Genomic DNA, 14,240 nt, shown 5'->3' on the forward strand with positions numbered 1-14,240 from the left:
AGCCTGGAGCGGCCCGCGGGGCCGCTCCGCCTCCCGCCTCAGACCCTGACCGGACCAAGGAGATCCGCCATCCGGGCCGCCGAGGTGCCGAGACCGGTCGGCCCGTGCCGCAGCAGCGCCGTACCGCTGCCCGCGTGCACGTCCTCCGCCGCGTAACGCCGCACCTTCCGGTGCCAGTTCAGAATGCCCGCGAGCCAGTCCTCCAACTCCCGCAGATACGCCTCGAAGGCCGCCCTGCCCGCCGCACCGAGCCCGAAGTCCTGGTACATCAAAGGGACTTCACGCGACTTCAAGTGCTCGTACTGGCGCAGCCGGCCCCGCATCAGGTCGTCGACCATGGCCACCGCCGTCGGGTAGTCGCAGTCGAAGAACTTCTGCAGCACGAGGACGCCGTTGTGGACCTCGCCCTCGACCTCGACCTCCTTCTGGTACGAGAACAGGTCGTTGATCAGCGCCCCGTAGTCCATGACCGCGTTCTCCAGGGCGCGTACGGTACCCGAGCGGAACAGCTCCGGCGGCAGCACCTCGTCGTGCCGCAACCGGCACATCAGCGTGGTCAGTTCGGAGCCGAAGGTGCTCCGGCGCATCTCGATGTAGTCGACGGGGTCGGGAACCCGGTGCTGCGCCTGGTTGTGCAGCTCCCACAGCCAGCTGTCCAGCATGACGTCGAGCGCGGAGCGCAGCTGGACACGAGCACCCTGCTCCATGGGGCCCGCGGTCCGCGCCCAGAGGTCGGCGAGCGAGCGCTCCATCGGGTTCACCGCGAGCGCCGCACCCGCGGCCGGATCCTCCAGCGGCAGGCAGGACTTGAACCGGTCGGTCTGCTCCTTCGCACCCCGCAGGTTGCGCGAGCGGCCGAAGACGGCGGGGTAGTAGTCGTCCCCGTACGTCCCCCAGGTCAGCCACTCGGCGCTGAGCTCCAGTTCCTCCAGGGTGGCGTCCGGGTCGAGCCCGGCCGAGCACAGCGCCAGGTCGAAGCCCTCCGCCATGGGTCGGTCCCAGATGTCGTCCAGGAGCCCGAACCGCTCGGCCCAGTCGAGCGACAGCCGGCGCGCCTCGGCGTGGTGCGGGCTGAGGGTGAGCGGGTACGGCAGGTCGAACTCGGGCAGCAGCGAGGGGCCCACCTGCTGGTGCGGCACGTGGGTGAGCGCCCGCAGGCGCGACGCCGCCGGGCGTCCGAAGAGGGTGCGGATGTCGAGAGCGGAGGTACCGAGGACCCCTTCGAGGTGCGACGGCCCGCCGACCATGCCCTCGTTCATGTACCGGCTGGAGCGCATGTGCCACTCGTGGCCACCCGACTGCCAGTCCTGCAGCCCCTTCGCGTACGCCGCGACGGCCGCGCACTCGGCGGCGTCGAGACCCTTCTCGGCGGCGAGCAGCGGCACCTCGGTGAGGGCCGTGTTCTCGAACTGCTGGAGCCGCGAGGTCAGCAGGTCGTTGACGGCGTTCGCCGCCTCCTGGGTCGTACAGCCGAGGAACTTCTCCAGGACGAGCACGCCGTTGCTGTTCTCGCCCTCGTCCTCCACCTCGCGCTGGTACGAGAAGAGGTCGTTGCGCAGATGGACGGCGTCGGAGAAGGCGTCCCTGAGCACCCGAAGCGGCCGGGAGTACGCCACCTGGGCCGGGACCTCCGCCCCCGCCGCGTACTCGACGAGCCCCGCCGACCAGGGCGCCCCGCCCACCTTGCGCCGCATCTCGATGTACTCGACGGGGTTGGCGATCCGCCCGTCGTTGATGTTGTCGAGCTCCCAGAGCGACTCGTTCAGCAGGTGCTCCGTCGCCTCCGCGAACCGCACCCGCCAGCCCGCCGACATGGCGGGAACGGTCCGCAGCCAGAGGTCGGCGAGCCCCGCCTCGACGGGGTTGGTGGGCTCGGGCATGCCCGCCGCCGGGTCCGCCGGCATGAACAGCGGCAGCCGGTCCAGGTAGGTCTTGCCGCCGGCCCGGTCCTGGGGCCGCTTGAAGATCTCCAGGAAGTGGTCGTCGAAGAAGAAGACCCAGGTGTACCAGTCGGTGACGAGGTTGAGGGCCTCCTCGCCGCAGTCGGGATGGGTGTACGAGCAGAGCAGCGCGTAGTCGTGCGAGTCGAGGTCGTGCTGCTCCCAGACCCCCGACCCCTCCAGCATCCCCATCTCCCGCGCCCAGTCACGGGTGTGCGTGCGGGCGGCCTCCAGGTGGGGATTGAGCCGCGCCGGATACGGAACATAGAAATCCGGCATAACGAAGGGCTGAGGCATCTGCTGAGGGGCCTTCCGGTGAGCAGGGGCTGTGTCCGGCCCACCTTTACCCGTAGCCCGTACGGCGCACGCGATCTCCCGAATAGTCCTATGAACGCCGAAGGGGTGGTGCCGGATCGTTCATCCGGCACCACCCCTCCAGCTTTCGGCCAGGCTGTCGTCAGGACTGGGAAACCCGCACGTCAGCAGCCTTCACGAAGGCCACTCGATGGCCGAACTGGATCTGGTAGTACTGCTCCTGTCCCCGGACGACCGTGTGACCGCTGCTGTCGAACACCGGCGCGAAGTAGTACTCGCCCGGGGTCCGGTCGCCCACCACGTACCGCTGCCCCGCGAGCAGCCGGTACGGCAGCGGCGACACCGCCTGCACCGGCACACCCGCCGGATACGCCGAGGCCTCCGGATACGCCCGCCCGTACACCGGCACCGACGCCAGCCCCTCGCGGGGCGTCAGGACGAGACCCCGAGCGTTCACGGCGGTCGGCTCCTTCGCCGGATTGTGGAACCAGGCCTTCTGCCCGAGATACCAGACCGCTGTCCAGTCGCCCCGGCGCTCCGCCACCGCGTAGCTCTGCCCGGTCGACGCGCGCGCCCCGGTGTCGTTGACCCCGGTGGTCGACTCCTGCCCGTCCGGCCGCAGACCGATGTCCCGCACCAGGGGCGCGTCGGCGCTCGGCCCGGTGTGCAGGCGCACCGCCCCGCTGCCGTGCGGCGCGCACGCCTCGCCGGCCGCGACACAGCCCGTGTAGACCGGACGGTGGGACCCGAAGTCGGGCCGGATCGTCACCACACCGGCCCGGGGGCCGGCGCTCGGCGTGATCGGCCTGCCGAGCAGCGCGAAGTAGTGCGCCCAGTCCCAGTACGGCCCCGGGTCCGTGTGCATGCCCTTGATCGTGGACGTCACCGTCCCCGGCACGTTGTCGTGGCCCAGGATGTGCTGCCGGTCGAGCGGGATGTCGTACCGGGCGGCGAGATACCGCACGAGCCGCGCCGACGACCGGTACATCGCCTCCGTGTACCAGGAGTCCGGCGCGGTGAGGAAGCCTTCGTGCTCCAGGCCCACGGACTTGGCGTTCACGAACCAGTTGCCCGCGTGCCAGCCGACGTCCTTGAGCGCCACGTGCTGGGCCACGTGCCCGTCGGAGGAACGCAGCGAGTACTGCCACGAGACGTACGTCGGGTCCTGCACCAGCTTCAGGGTGACGTCCCAGGTCGCCTCGGTGTCATGCACGACGATGTAGTCGATCGACTGGGAGGCGGGCCGGTTCGCCTTGTCGTGGTTGCCGTAGTCGCCGTCGCCGAACTCCTCGTACGGCGCCGGGATCCACTCGCAGGCCACCGTCCGCGGACACTCCACGGGGCCGCCGGCGGGCCGCCGCAGGCCGAGCCCGGCGACCTGCGCGGTGTCGGGCGCGACCGCCGGGGCTGCCGCGAGCGTCACCACCTGCCCGCTGTCCGTCGTCCGCGACTCGCCGGACCGGATCACCTCGAAGACGTCGTCCGCGTACCGGGCGGCGGTCGCCGAGTCGTCGGCGCCCGAGTACCGCGCCACCGCCCCGTACCAGTCGGCCGGGTCCGCGCTCGCCGGACGGCCGGACTCCCGCTGCGCGGCGGCGAGCAGCGCCGCCCCGCCCTCGATGTTCGCGGCCGTACGGGTCCGCAGCTCCTCGGCCGGAATCCCGGACAGCGCGGACGCCCGCTCCAGGGTGCGCAGCCGCGCGGGCAGCGAACCGGCGGCCGGGACGGCGGCGGGCTCCGGCGCCCGCGCGCCGGAGCGCACGGCGCGTGAGGAGTCGCCGCGCGGGTCCTCCGTACCGTCCGAGTGGTGCGGGGGCGCCGCGGCCAGGGCCGTCACCGCGTCCGTCAGATGCATCGGACCGTAGCCACCGGTCACACTCGGCGCACCGCCGTGGGCGTCCCAGCGCGACTGGAGGTACGCGACGGCGAGCAGCACGCTCTCCGGTACGCCGTGCCGCGCGGCCGCCCGCGCGAACTGCTCCTGGAGGACACCCGCCTCGGGCACCCCGGCACCGGCCGGCGGTGCGGCGGACAGGAGCGGGAGCAGCAGGGCGGCGGACGCGAGGGCGCCCAGGGCCTTCGGCAGACGACGCGACGGCGTACGTCCGGGGGACGCGGGACGGAGCAAGGCAGCCTCCAGAGGCGGGGGGTGACACCGGGGCGTGCGGGACCGAACCCGTACAGGGGTATCGGCTCCCGGACGATCCGTCAATCACCCGCACGCGAGGGAGACTTCCCACGTCAGGGCGGGAATGGAGGCTGTCCCGCGGAGTTTCGCGGCGACGGGTCCCGGGCCTGGGGCGCGTCAGTGGAGTGGACCATTGGCTCGCCCCGCCGAGGGCGGATGCGCCAGTGCGCCGCGTCCCGGTGTGTCGGCACCGGGCGCACGGCGCACCCCCCCGTGTCGTCGGTCGGGCCCGCCGTTCAGCGCGTCCCGACCGCCGCGCGCACGGCCCGCCGTGCCATGGCGCAGTCGTCGTGCAGCCGCCTCAGGAGCAGCCGCTGTTCCTCACCGGGCGCGAGCGCGCCCGTGGGCACCGGCACGGAACCGGCCGGCGGAGCCTCCTTCATCGTGCGCTGCACCGCCGTCTCGTAGGTCCGGATCTCCCGCGTCAGCACGATCATCAGGTTCACCAGGAAGGCGTCCCGGGAGGCCGGGCCCGCCTGCTGGGCGAGCTGACTGATCTGGCGCCGGGCGAGCGGCGCGTCACCGAGCACGGCCCAGAGGGTCGCCAGGTCGTAGCCGGGCAGGTACCAGCCGGCGTGCTCCCAGTCGACGAGGACCGGGCCCGCGGGGGAGAGGAGGATGTTGGAGAGCAGGGCGTCACCGTGACAGAACTGCCCCATCCCCTGGCGGCCGCCGGCGTGCGCCAGACCGTGCAGCAGCTTCTGCAGGTCGTCCCGGTCCCGGTCGGTGAAGAGACCGAGCTCGTGGTAGCGGGCGATCCGGGTGCCGTAGTCCAGCGGCGCGTCGAACGTCCCGGCCGGCGGCCGCCACGCGTTGAGCCGGGCGATCGCGCCGAGCGCGGCCCGCACATCGGCGCGGGGCGGAGCCTCCACGGGGTGGCGCGAGAGCGCCGCCGCCCGTCCGGGCATCCGCTCGATCACCAGCGTGCAGTTCTCCGGGTCGGCCGCGATCAGCCGGGGCGCCCGCACCGGCGGACGGTGGCGGACGAAGGAGCGGTAGGAAGCTATCTCGTGCCGGAACCGCTCGACCCACGCGGGGGAGTGGTCCAGTAAACACTTCGCGACCGCCGTGGTCCGCCCGGTCGTTCCGACGATCAGTACGGAACGCCCGCTGCGCCGCAGCACCTGGACCGGGTTGAACTCCGGGCAGATGCGGTGGACGGAGGCGATCGCGATCTTCAGCTGCGCCCCCTGAGGGCCGGAGAGATCGATTCTCCCGCTGATCGGCTGGGTACCCGTGCCGGCCACCCAGCGCCTCGGCCGTACGGCCTGCGGGGCGGGTGCGAGGTAGGGTCCGGCGCCGGCCGGGACGATGCGGTGCTGCGGCCGGGGCGGGGCGGACACGGAGGACGATGCTGTGTACATGGAGGTGACAGATCCCTTCGTGTGCCGACGAGTTGCGTGCGTCGCCCCGCCCGCCCCCGGTCCGCACCCTGGGGAATGAGGGCCGGTCGGCGGGGCGGGGTGGCGCGTTCCTACCTGACACCCGGGCGCGGGTGGCGGAACATCTCGCGCACCCTGGCGAAGCCTGGCGAATTGTCGCCAGGCCTATGACAGAGGGCTACTGTCAACTCAGCCGAGAACCTGGGGGCTTAGACGTGACCGGACAAACCAACACCCGCCTGGCAGACCTGTTCGGCCTGGCCGGATGGTCCAAGGGCGAACTCGCGAGACTCGTCAACCGGCAGGCGGCGGCCATGGGCCACCCCCAGCTGGCGACCGACACCTCGCGGGTGCGGAGGTGGATCGACCGGGGCGAGACCCCGCGCGATCCCGTCCCCCGGGTGCTGGCAGCACTGTTCACCGAGCGACTCGGCCGTGTCGTGACCATCGAGGACCTCGGGTTCGTACGACACGGGCGCAGCGGAAAGCGGCAGGACGTCAGGAAGACGGAGAACCCTGACGGGCTGCCCTGGGCACCCGATCGTACGGCGGCGGTCCTCACCGAATTCACGGGAATGGACCTCATGCTCAACCGACGCGGCCTGGTGGGCGCGGGTGCCGCGCTTGCCGCCGGCTCCGTACTCAGCAAGGCCATGCACGACTGGCTGCAGACCGACCCCGCTCGCCAGGGAGCCCCCCAACGGGCCACCGATCCCCTCCACGCCGACCCCGCTGGGTTCGACCGCTACGAGGCCGCCCCCATCGGGTCGGAGGAGATCGAGGCACTGGAGCACTCGGTGGAGGTGTTCCGTGCCTGGGACGCCTCCCGGGGTGGCGGACTCCAGCGAAAGGCCGTGGTGGGCCAGCTCAACGAGGTGGGCGGCATGCTCGCCTACCGCCACGCCGACCACCTTCAGCGGCGCCTCTGGGGCGTCGCCGCCAACCTGGCCGTCCTGGCCGGCTGGATGTCCCACGACGTGGGCCTGGAACCCACGGCACAGAAGTACTTCGTGATCGCCGCCCACGCGGCACGTGAGGGCGGCGACCGGCCGAGGGCCGGCGAGGCGCTGTCCCGTGCCGCACGCCAGATGGTGCACCTGGGCAGGCCCGACGACGCCCTCGACCTGATGAAGCTCGCCAAGGACGGCTCGGGCGAACGCGTCCTGCCCAGGACCCGGGCCATGTTCCACACGATCGAGGCCTGGGCGCAGGCCTCGATGGGCCGGGGCCAGGCCATGCGCCGCACCCTCGGCGAGGCCGAGGACCTCTTCGTGTCCGACCGGCGCGACGAGGAGAACCCCAGCTGGATGCAGAACTTCGACGAGGCCGACATGCACGGCATGCAGGCCCTCGCGTACCGCACCCTGGCCGATCACGACCCGGCCGCGGCCGTCCCCGCCCAGCGCCACGCAAAGCTGGCGCTCGAACTGCGGCGCGGCGGTCACGACCGTTCGAAGCTCTTCGACCACATCTCGCTCGCCTCGGCCTGCTTCATCGCCGACGATCCCGAGCAGGCCGACCGGTACGCCCGGCTCGCCCTGATGTCCATGGGGGAGACCTCGTCCCACCGCACGTGGGACCGGCTCCGCGAGATGTACCGGCTCACCGGGCAGTACGCCGGCTACGCCAGGATCGAGCACCTGCGCGAGGAGATCGAGCTGGCACTGCCGAGGTCCCCGGTCAACCGACCGAGGACGGGGCAGGCCTGAGCCGGCCGAACGCGGAGCGCCGAGGGCCGGGTCGGGGTGCCCCCGCGCGGTGGACATGCACGATCGTCAACGGGCCGTCGCAGAGCGGCAGTCGGCGACCTGGGTCGTCGATGCCGGGATCGCCGAGGTCGGCCTTGCCGAGGACGGGGTGGGTGCCCTGTCATCGCGCTGCCGTGCCACGGCGTCGTGGCGCGCCGGTGCGCAGGGCCGCGGCCCCGGTCGCCGGTTCGCGGTCCTACGACAGGCCGCGCGCCCGGTCGTCGCCCGGTGGTTCGTCCGGTGGTTCAGTGTCCGACCCGGACCACCATCACACAGGCGTCGTCCTCGCGCTGCTCCTCGCCGAACTCCTCGACCACCGCGCGCACCCCCTCCTGGGCGTCCCGCGCCCCGATGAGCCGCCGACCGAGCGCGAGCAGTCGTCGCGTCCCGGTGTCGTCGTCGGGACCGCTGCCACGGGTGAGTCCGTCGGTGTGCAGGACGAGCAGGTCGCCGGGGACCAGCCGGGTCTCGGCCTCGCCGTACACGGCCCCGGTGGTGGCCCCGAGGAGGACGCCCTCGGGGCGCCGGAGGACGTGCCCCGTCCCGTCGCGGAACAGCAGCGGGGCGGGGTGGCCGGCCTGCGCCCAGGTCAGTGTCTGGGCGACCGGGTCGTAGCGGCAGCACATCGCGCTGCCGAGCGCCGGTTGTACGGAGGTCTCCAGGAGCTGATTGAGATGACCCATCAGGGCGGCGGGCCGGATCCCGGCCACGGCCATGCCGCGCAGCGCGCCGAGGAGCATGGCCATCGAGGAGGTCGCGGCGACCCCGTGGCCCGTCAGGTCACCGACGGTGAGCAGCGCGTCCCCTTCGGGCAGGGCCAGTGCGTCGTACCAGTCGCCGCCGATCAGGCCGGTGCGGACGGCCGGGAGGTAGTGGGCGGCCACGTCGAGCGGGGCGGGGCCGTCGTGGGCGAAGCGGAGCGAGCCGCGCCACGGGGGGAGCACCGCTTCCTGGAGCTCGACGGCGACCCGTCGCTCGGTCTGCTCGATGTGGCGGCTGCGCTCCAGGCTGTCCCGGCTCTCCCGGACCGCCCGCTCGCTGCGCCGCAGTTCGCTGACATCGCGGAGCACGGCCCACATCGAGGCGGTGCAGCCGTCGGTGTCGAGGACGGGCTCGCCCGTCATGTGCACGGTGCGCACGCAGCCGTCGGTCCGCACGATCCGGAACTCGCCGTCGATCGGCTTTCCGTCGATCAGGCAGTCCGTCACCATCGACTGGAGGACGGACTGGTCCTCGACGAAGACCATCGTGGGCATCTCGTCGAGCGACATCGGGCCGCTTTCGCGCGTGCGTCCGAAGATCTGGAACAGCTCTTCGGACCAGCTGACCTCGTCGGTCAGGAGATTCCACTCGGCGCTGCCGACGCGGGAGAGCAGGGAGCCGGTGCGCTGCGGGCCGATCTCGCCGTACGCGGTTCCGGGGTCGGTGGGGAGCGCGGTGTCGGGGACCGGTTCCGCGGGCTCCTCGGTGACGAGCTGCTCGGGGACGCCCGCGCGGAGCTGACCCAAGTGGGCGCCGAGGTCGTCGAGTTGGTGGACGGCCAGGTCGCACAGGGCACGCTGCCAGCGCTGCTGCGGGTCTTCCTCGTTCACCGCGGCCTCCCGGCGCACGGCGACGAGCTCGCCGCGCAGGCGGCGGGTCTGTGAGATCAGCGCGTCCACCGCGCCCGGCTCCGGCTGCTGGGCGGGGTGATCCGCGAACAGTGGGGACGGCATGTCGTACTCCGATACAGGCGCGGCACGGCCAGGCCAGGTGTGAAGGTGAGGCCCGCACACGACTGTTGCACAGCGCGCGACGACCCGTAAGGGATTTGGCAACACTCGATCCGGTGGTGCTTCCGGCATATGTCAAAGGCCCAGCGATTATCGGCCAGGGCACGACGGGTTACGGTGCGGGGGTGGTGAACGACGAGGGGATCGGCCCGGTGAGCACGCGCACGGCGGTCACGGGCGGGGCGGGTACGGGGACGGGAGACGGCACGACGGGAGTCTCTGGTAGGGCAGTTACGGGTGGGACGGACGGGGCGCGTACGGGGAGGGGAACGGAAGCGTCCAGAGTGACCGGAGCGACGGGTGTGACGCTTCAGGCGGGTAGCGCCGCTCCGGGAACAGTCGCCGTCGGTAGCGCCGCTCCGGGTACCGCCGCCACCGGCACCCCTGCTCCCGGAACCGCCGCCACCGGTAGCGCCGCTCCGGGTGGCGCCGCTCCGGCGACTTCCGCCCCCGGCACCGCCTTCCTGCTCGCCGCGGCGCCCGCCGGGCGGGGGCGGGCCATGGACGCCGCGTCCGTGCTGCCGGTCCTCGCCGCAGTGCCGCCCGGGGCCCTCACCGGAACCGGCACCGCCACGCTCGTCGAACTCGCCGATCCGCTCGACCCGCAGACCGTCCTCACCCGCCTGCGTGCCGCCGCGGCCGGCCCGGGTCCGCTCGTGCTCTGCCTCGCGGGGCAGCTCCACCTCGACCGCCGGCAGCAGCTGCCCCACCTCGCGCTCGCCCGCACCACCCCGGCGACCCTCCGCTACACGGCACTGCCCTGGCACTGGCTCGCCGTCGAACTCGCCGCCCGCGCCCCGGGCACCACGACCGTCGTCGCGGACCTCGCGGCGGACCCCGCCGTATGGGCACGCCTCACCACCACGCCCGGCTTCCTGCATCTGGGCCCCGGGCCCACCCTCTACGGCAGGGTGACCCCCGCCCCGCGCAGGGGCGAGCCGCTCGCGCCCGCCTATCTGCGGTCCTGGGCGGAGCTCTGGCGTTCCGGCGCCCGCCTTCCGTACGCCACGCTCCATGCGGAGGCCGCCGCCCAGGCGGCCGGGGCCGCGCCGGAGGCGTTCCTCCTGGCACCCGCCCCCGCTCCCGTACCGGTCGTGGAGCAGGACCCGCACCCCGCGATCCTGGCCGCCGCGACCGCCGGGCGTCACGGCGAGGCGGCGGCGGTGGCGGCGGCCTGGGAGCGCGAGACCCTGCGCCGCCACGGGCCCCGGTCCGCCGAGGCCGTCCACTGGACGGAGGTACGGGCCGACCTCGCCCGGCTCGCCGGGGAGCCCGCCCGCAGCTGCGAACTGTGGCTCGCCGCGGCCGAGGCCAGGCTCGCGCTGGGGCAGCGTACGGACGACCCCGACGTCGAAGGGGCCGTGGACCGGGCCCACCACCAGTGGGAACGGATCGGCGACCGGGCGCGGGCCCGCGCCCTCGGCCCCCTGCTCATCGCCCTGCGGCAGCGCGTCCCGGGCCGGCGGCCCGGAGCCCTGGCCGCACTGACGCGACGCATGGCGGACTGAGCCCCCGAGGGAGTCCCGTCCGCGCTCGCCCCCCGACCGAAAGGCACCGTGTGACCTCGCTCGCCACCACGCAGCGCTCGCTCGCCGACCCCTCCGTGCACCATCCGCTCTGGCCCCCGCTCACGGAGGGCTGCCCGATCACCTCGACCGACCAGGTCGCCTACCCCCTCGACATCGACTACGCCTACGACGAGGTCCCCGCCGACCTGTTCACCCGCCCCGCCGCCCACGGGCTCGAACGGTGGTCCCCGCTCCTTCCACCGCTGGCGGCACCCGGGCTCGGCGAAGGCAACACCCCGCTGGTCGCACTCCCCGACGGCGTCTGGATCAAGGACGAGTCCCGCAACCCGACCTGGAGCCACAAGGACCGCCTCAACCGGGTCGCCGTCAGCGCCGCTGTCGCCTCCGGCGCCCGGGGCATCGTCGTGTCCTCCTCGGGGAACCACGGCGCGGCCGCCGCCGCGTACGCCGCCCGCGCCGGACTGCCCTGCGCCGTGTTCACCTCCCCGTACGCCCCGCCCGCCGTCGCCTCCCACCTCCGCGCCTACGGAGCGACGGTGCTGACCGTTCCGTACGAGTCGGTACGGCCGCTGATGCGGCGGATCGTCGACGAACTCGGCTTCCAGAACGTCAGCAGCGTCACGGAGACCGCCCACACCGGGCACGCCTTCGGACCCGAGGGGTACAAGACGCTCGCGTACGAGATCGCCCTCACCCTCGGCCGGGCGCCCGCGGCCGTTCATGTCCCCACCGGGTACGGAGAGTTGCTCTTCGGCGTGGCCAAGGGATTTCAGGAGCTCGTACGACTCGGGGTCACCGACTCCGTCCCCCGCCTGTACGCCACCGAGCCCGCCGCTGCCGGCGCCCTCACGGAGGCGCTCCGCATCGGCACGCCCGTCGCGCGGGTCCCCGTGGGCCCCACCACCGCGTACGCCATCGACTGCGAGGTCAACAGCTACCGCGGTGTACTCGCCGTTCGTGCGACCGCAGGCGCGGCCCGTACGGTGACGGACCTTCAGATGGCCAAGGCCCGCGCGGAGTTGGCGGGGCAGGGCCTGTGGTGCGAGACCTCGGCCGCCGCGGGCCTCGCCGGACTGCGTGCCCACGGGCCGCGCGAGGACGACGGTCCCGTGGTGTGCGTGGTCACCTCCGGCGGCTACAAGGACGTGGCCACCGCGACGCAGACGTACGCGCCGATGACCGCGGACTGGGCGACGATCGAGGCCGCCCTGAAGGACGCGCGGGGAAGGTGAGGCGGCCGGCAGGTGGATCGGCTAGTGGTCGAGGCCGCCCCCGCCCGAGGCGGGCAGGACGACCCGGACGCCGAACTCGTAGGTGCCGGTCGCCCCCGCGATCCCGATGAACAGCAGGGCGAAGTGCTCCTGGCCCCGCGCCGTCGCGATCCCACCCAGGTCCAGCAGCGCGTCGTCGGCCCAGCCGAGGTCGCCGACCAGACCGCGCACCACCTTCTTCGCCTCCGCGTCCTCGCCCGAGAGGAACACCGTGGCCGGGCCCTCCAGGGAGTCCGGGGCGATCATCACCTCTCGGTCGACGGTGCACAGTGTCTTCACCACCCGTGTCTCCGGGAAGGCCTGCTGGATCTCCTCGCCCAGGCTGGCGCCCGGATGCGAGAGCGATCCGTCATCGAGGAAGCCGACTCCCACGTCGAGGACGATCGTGTCGGCGAGCACCTCCGCGCCGATCGACCGCAGCAGCGCCACGGAGGCCGTGCCCGGGGTGGCGTTCACCAGCACCTCGGCGTGCGCCGCCGCTCCCGCCGGGCTGTCGATCCGCGATCCCGACGCGGTGAGTTCCCCGAGCCGCGCGAGCAGCTCCGGGTCGTCCGGCCGGCGTGATCCGAGGACCACGTCGTGGCCGGTCCGCGCCCACGCCGAAGCGAGTGCCTGTCCTACGTTTCCTGTACCGAGGATTCCGATGCGCATGAGCGTCATCCTGGTGCCGCCGCCCCCGCCCGCACCTCGGCCGGGGGACCGTACCCGCGTCCGCCCCTCGTCCTAGGCCGAATCGACGACCGGGCCCGGCGATCGGTCCCGGCGTCGGCCCCGGCGCCCCGGTCGGACGACGGGATCTGACCACCGATCCGCCGGCCGGGCCCGACGGCCGGGTGCCGGGGCTGAGATGATCGGACGTATGGCCGCCTCGTCGATCTCAGCCCCGTCACCGGGAACCGCCTCCCTCGCCACGGAGCGGCTCCTGCTGCGCCCCGTACGCGCCGCCGACGTGCCGGCGGTCACCCGGCTGTGGACGGACCCCGAGGTCAGGCGTCATCTGGGCGGGCCGGTCACCGAGCGGGTCGTACGCATCCGGCAGCGGCGGGTCGTCGGGGCGCCCGGCGTCTACGCGGTGGTGCGGACGGCCGACGAGGTCCTGCTCGGCCTCGTCACGGTGGAAGCCGAGGCGCGGGAGGGGGAGACGGAGGTCTCGTACCAGTTCCTGCCCGAGCACTGGGGGCACGGTTACGCGCGCGAGGCCGTCGCCGCCGTCGTCGAGGCCACGCTCCTCGGCACGCCCAGCGTGGTCGCGCTCACGCAGGAGGCGAACCACCGCTCCCGGCGGCTCCTGGAGGCTGTCGGCATGGCCCACGTCTCCTCGTTCGTCGAGCACGACGCCCACCAGGTCCTCTACCGCCGCAGCCGCTGAGCGCGGCCCGGGCCCCCGTGGTTCACAGGGTGTCCGTCACCGGACCTTCTCGCCCGCCGCCAGTCCCGCCACCATGCGCTCGAGACGCCGCGCCCGGCCCTTCTCGGTGCGGGCCTGCCACAGCCGCATGATCACCAGGTACTGATCGGTCTTCCCGAGCCCCTCGTAGAAGGCCCGCGCCGCCTCGTCGGCCGCCAGGGCCGCCGCGAGGTCGTCCGGCACGGTCGCCTCCGCCTGCGAGGGGTACGCGGACTCCCACCGGCCGTCCGCCTGCGCGGCCCGCACCTCGGCGAGACCCGGCTCGCGCATCCGGCCCGCCGACGTGAGCACCGCGACCTTGCGGACGTTCACCTGCGACCAGAGGCTCCGGGACCGGCGCGGCGTGTACTTCTGGAAGTAGTAGGCCCCGTCGCCGCCCTTGCGCTGCCCGTCGATCCAGCCGAAGCACAGCATGCAGTCGAGGATCTCCGGATTCGTCAGCGACTCGCCCCCCTTGCCCTTCTTGGCGATCCTCAGCCAGACCCCGGGCCGGTCGCCATGGTGGCTCTCCAGCCACGCCTCCAGCTCCTCGGTCCGCGTGACGGTCATGAGCTCGAGTCCCTCGTACTGCTCCACCGGATCGGTCCCCCTGTCGTCGCCCTGCGCTCGGGACCAAGGTATTCCTCCACCCCGCGCTCGTCCGGGGCCCCGTCCCGGTGCGTCACGGAGGCACGTACCATCTGCCCC

Annotated in this window: 10 protein-coding genes; 4 read left to right on the forward strand and 6 right to left on the reverse strand. The window is 73.2% G+C overall.

All coding sequences use genetic code 11. The features are described 5' to 3' along the window. Positions 1 to 38 precede the first annotated feature (38 nt). The 3 genes from ACIP84_RS10180 to ACIP84_RS10190 form a co-directional block, all read right to left on the reverse strand. Positions 39 to 2,237 (reverse strand): germacradienol/geosmin synthase, encoded by a 2,199-nt coding sequence (locus ACIP84_RS10180; RefSeq protein ID WP_401796862.1) that lies wholly within the window; start codon positions 2,235 to 2,237, stop codon positions 39 to 41. 160 nt (positions 2,238 to 2,397) lie between these two features. Continuing rightward, complete coding sequence (locus tag ACIP84_RS10185) at positions 2,398 to 4,329, reverse strand: N-acetylmuramoyl-L-alanine amidase (protein WP_401797118.1); 1,932 nt, start codon at positions 4,327 to 4,329, stop codon at positions 2,398 to 2,400. 350 nt (positions 4,330 to 4,679) lie between these two features. Continuing rightward, positions 4,680 to 5,807 (reverse strand): aminoglycoside phosphotransferase family protein, encoded by a 1,128-nt coding sequence (locus tag ACIP84_RS10190; protein ID WP_355958633.1) that lies wholly within the window; start codon positions 5,805 to 5,807, stop codon positions 4,680 to 4,682. 233 nt (positions 5,808 to 6,040) lie between these two features. Here ACIP84_RS10190 and ACIP84_RS10195 point away from each other — a divergent pair, with 233 nt between their 5' ends. Further along, a complete protein-coding gene (locus tag ACIP84_RS10195) occupies positions 6,041 to 7,534 on the forward strand; it encodes a hypothetical protein (RefSeq protein WP_055599977.1) in 1,494 nt (497 codons plus the stop codon). Between the two features lie 284 nt (positions 7,535 to 7,818). On the opposite strand, the gene ACIP84_RS10200 is transcribed toward ACIP84_RS10195, so the two are convergent. Then, positions 7,819 to 9,288 carry a SpoIIE family protein phosphatase gene (locus ACIP84_RS10200; RefSeq protein WP_355958632.1) on the reverse strand — a complete coding sequence of 490 codons (1,470 nt, stop codon included), beginning with the start codon at positions 9,286 to 9,288 and terminating at the stop codon, positions 7,819 to 7,821. A gap of 557 nt (positions 9,289 to 9,845) precedes the next feature. Here ACIP84_RS10200 and ACIP84_RS10205 point away from each other — a divergent pair. Both ACIP84_RS10205 and ACIP84_RS10210 read left to right on the forward strand, forming a co-directional pair. Beyond that, positions 9,846 to 10,853 carry a hypothetical protein gene (locus ACIP84_RS10205; RefSeq protein ID WP_401796866.1) on the forward strand — a complete coding sequence of 336 codons (1,008 nt, stop codon included), beginning with the start codon at positions 9,846 to 9,848 and terminating at the stop codon, positions 10,851 to 10,853. A gap of 50 nt (positions 10,854 to 10,903) precedes the next feature. Beyond that, positions 10,904 to 12,106: a pyridoxal-phosphate dependent enzyme gene (locus ACIP84_RS10210; RefSeq protein WP_401796869.1), complete on the forward strand. Its 1,203-nt coding sequence runs from the start codon at positions 10,904 to 10,906 to the stop codon at positions 12,104 to 12,106. Between the two features lie 21 nt (positions 12,107 to 12,127). On the opposite strand, the gene ACIP84_RS10215 is transcribed toward ACIP84_RS10210, so the two are convergent. Continuing rightward, positions 12,128 to 12,805 (reverse strand): NADPH-dependent F420 reductase, encoded by a 678-nt coding sequence (locus ACIP84_RS10215; protein WP_401796871.1) that lies wholly within the window; start codon positions 12,803 to 12,805, stop codon positions 12,128 to 12,130. A 199-nt stretch (positions 12,806 to 13,004) separates the two neighbouring features. On the opposite strand from ACIP84_RS10215, the gene ACIP84_RS10220 reads away from it, so the two are divergent. Beyond that, entirely contained in the window at positions 13,005 to 13,514 is a 510-nt protein-coding gene (locus ACIP84_RS10220) for a GNAT family N-acetyltransferase (RefSeq protein WP_355958628.1), read from the forward strand. A gap of 36 nt (positions 13,515 to 13,550) precedes the next feature. On the opposite strand, the gene ACIP84_RS10225 is transcribed toward ACIP84_RS10220, so the two are convergent. Continuing rightward, positions 13,551 to 14,102 (reverse strand): YdeI family protein, encoded by a 552-nt coding sequence (locus ACIP84_RS10225; RefSeq protein ID WP_401796874.1) that lies wholly within the window; start codon positions 14,100 to 14,102, stop codon positions 13,551 to 13,553. Positions 14,103 to 14,240: the final 138 nt, after the last annotated feature.

Origin of the sequence: Streptomyces sp. NPDC088707, from assembly GCF_044752725.1 — a bacterium.
In the GTDB taxonomy this organism is placed as follows: domain Bacteria; phylum Actinomycetota; class Actinomycetes; order Streptomycetales; family Streptomycetaceae; genus Streptomyces.

Bases quoted from the DNA above. Each gene is read 5' to 3' on its own strand.
- ACIP84_RS10225 (WP_401796874.1), bottom strand. From the start codon at position 14,102: ATGACCGTCACGCGGACCGAGGAGCTGGAGGCGTGGCTGGAGAGCCAC.
- ACIP84_RS10220 (WP_355958628.1), top strand. From the start codon at position 13,005: ATGGCCGCCTCGTCGATCTCAGCCCCGTCACCGGGAACCGCCTCCCTC.
- ACIP84_RS10180 (WP_401796862.1), bottom strand. From the start codon at position 2,237: ATGCCTCAGCCCTTCGTTATGCCGGATTTCTATGTTCCGTATCCGGCG.
- ACIP84_RS10215 (WP_401796871.1), bottom strand. From the start codon at position 12,805: ATGACGCTCATGCGCATCGGAATCCTCGGTACAGGAAACGTAGGACAG.
- ACIP84_RS10190 (WP_355958633.1), bottom strand. From the start codon at position 5,807: ATGTACACAGCATCGTCCTCCGTGTCCGCCCCGCCCCGGCCGCAGCAC.
- ACIP84_RS10205 (WP_401796866.1), top strand. From the start codon at position 9,846: ATGGACGCCGCGTCCGTGCTGCCGGTCCTCGCCGCAGTGCCGCCCGGG.
- ACIP84_RS10200 (WP_355958632.1), bottom strand. From the start codon at position 9,288: ATGCCGTCCCCACTGTTCGCGGATCACCCCGCCCAGCAGCCGGAGCCG.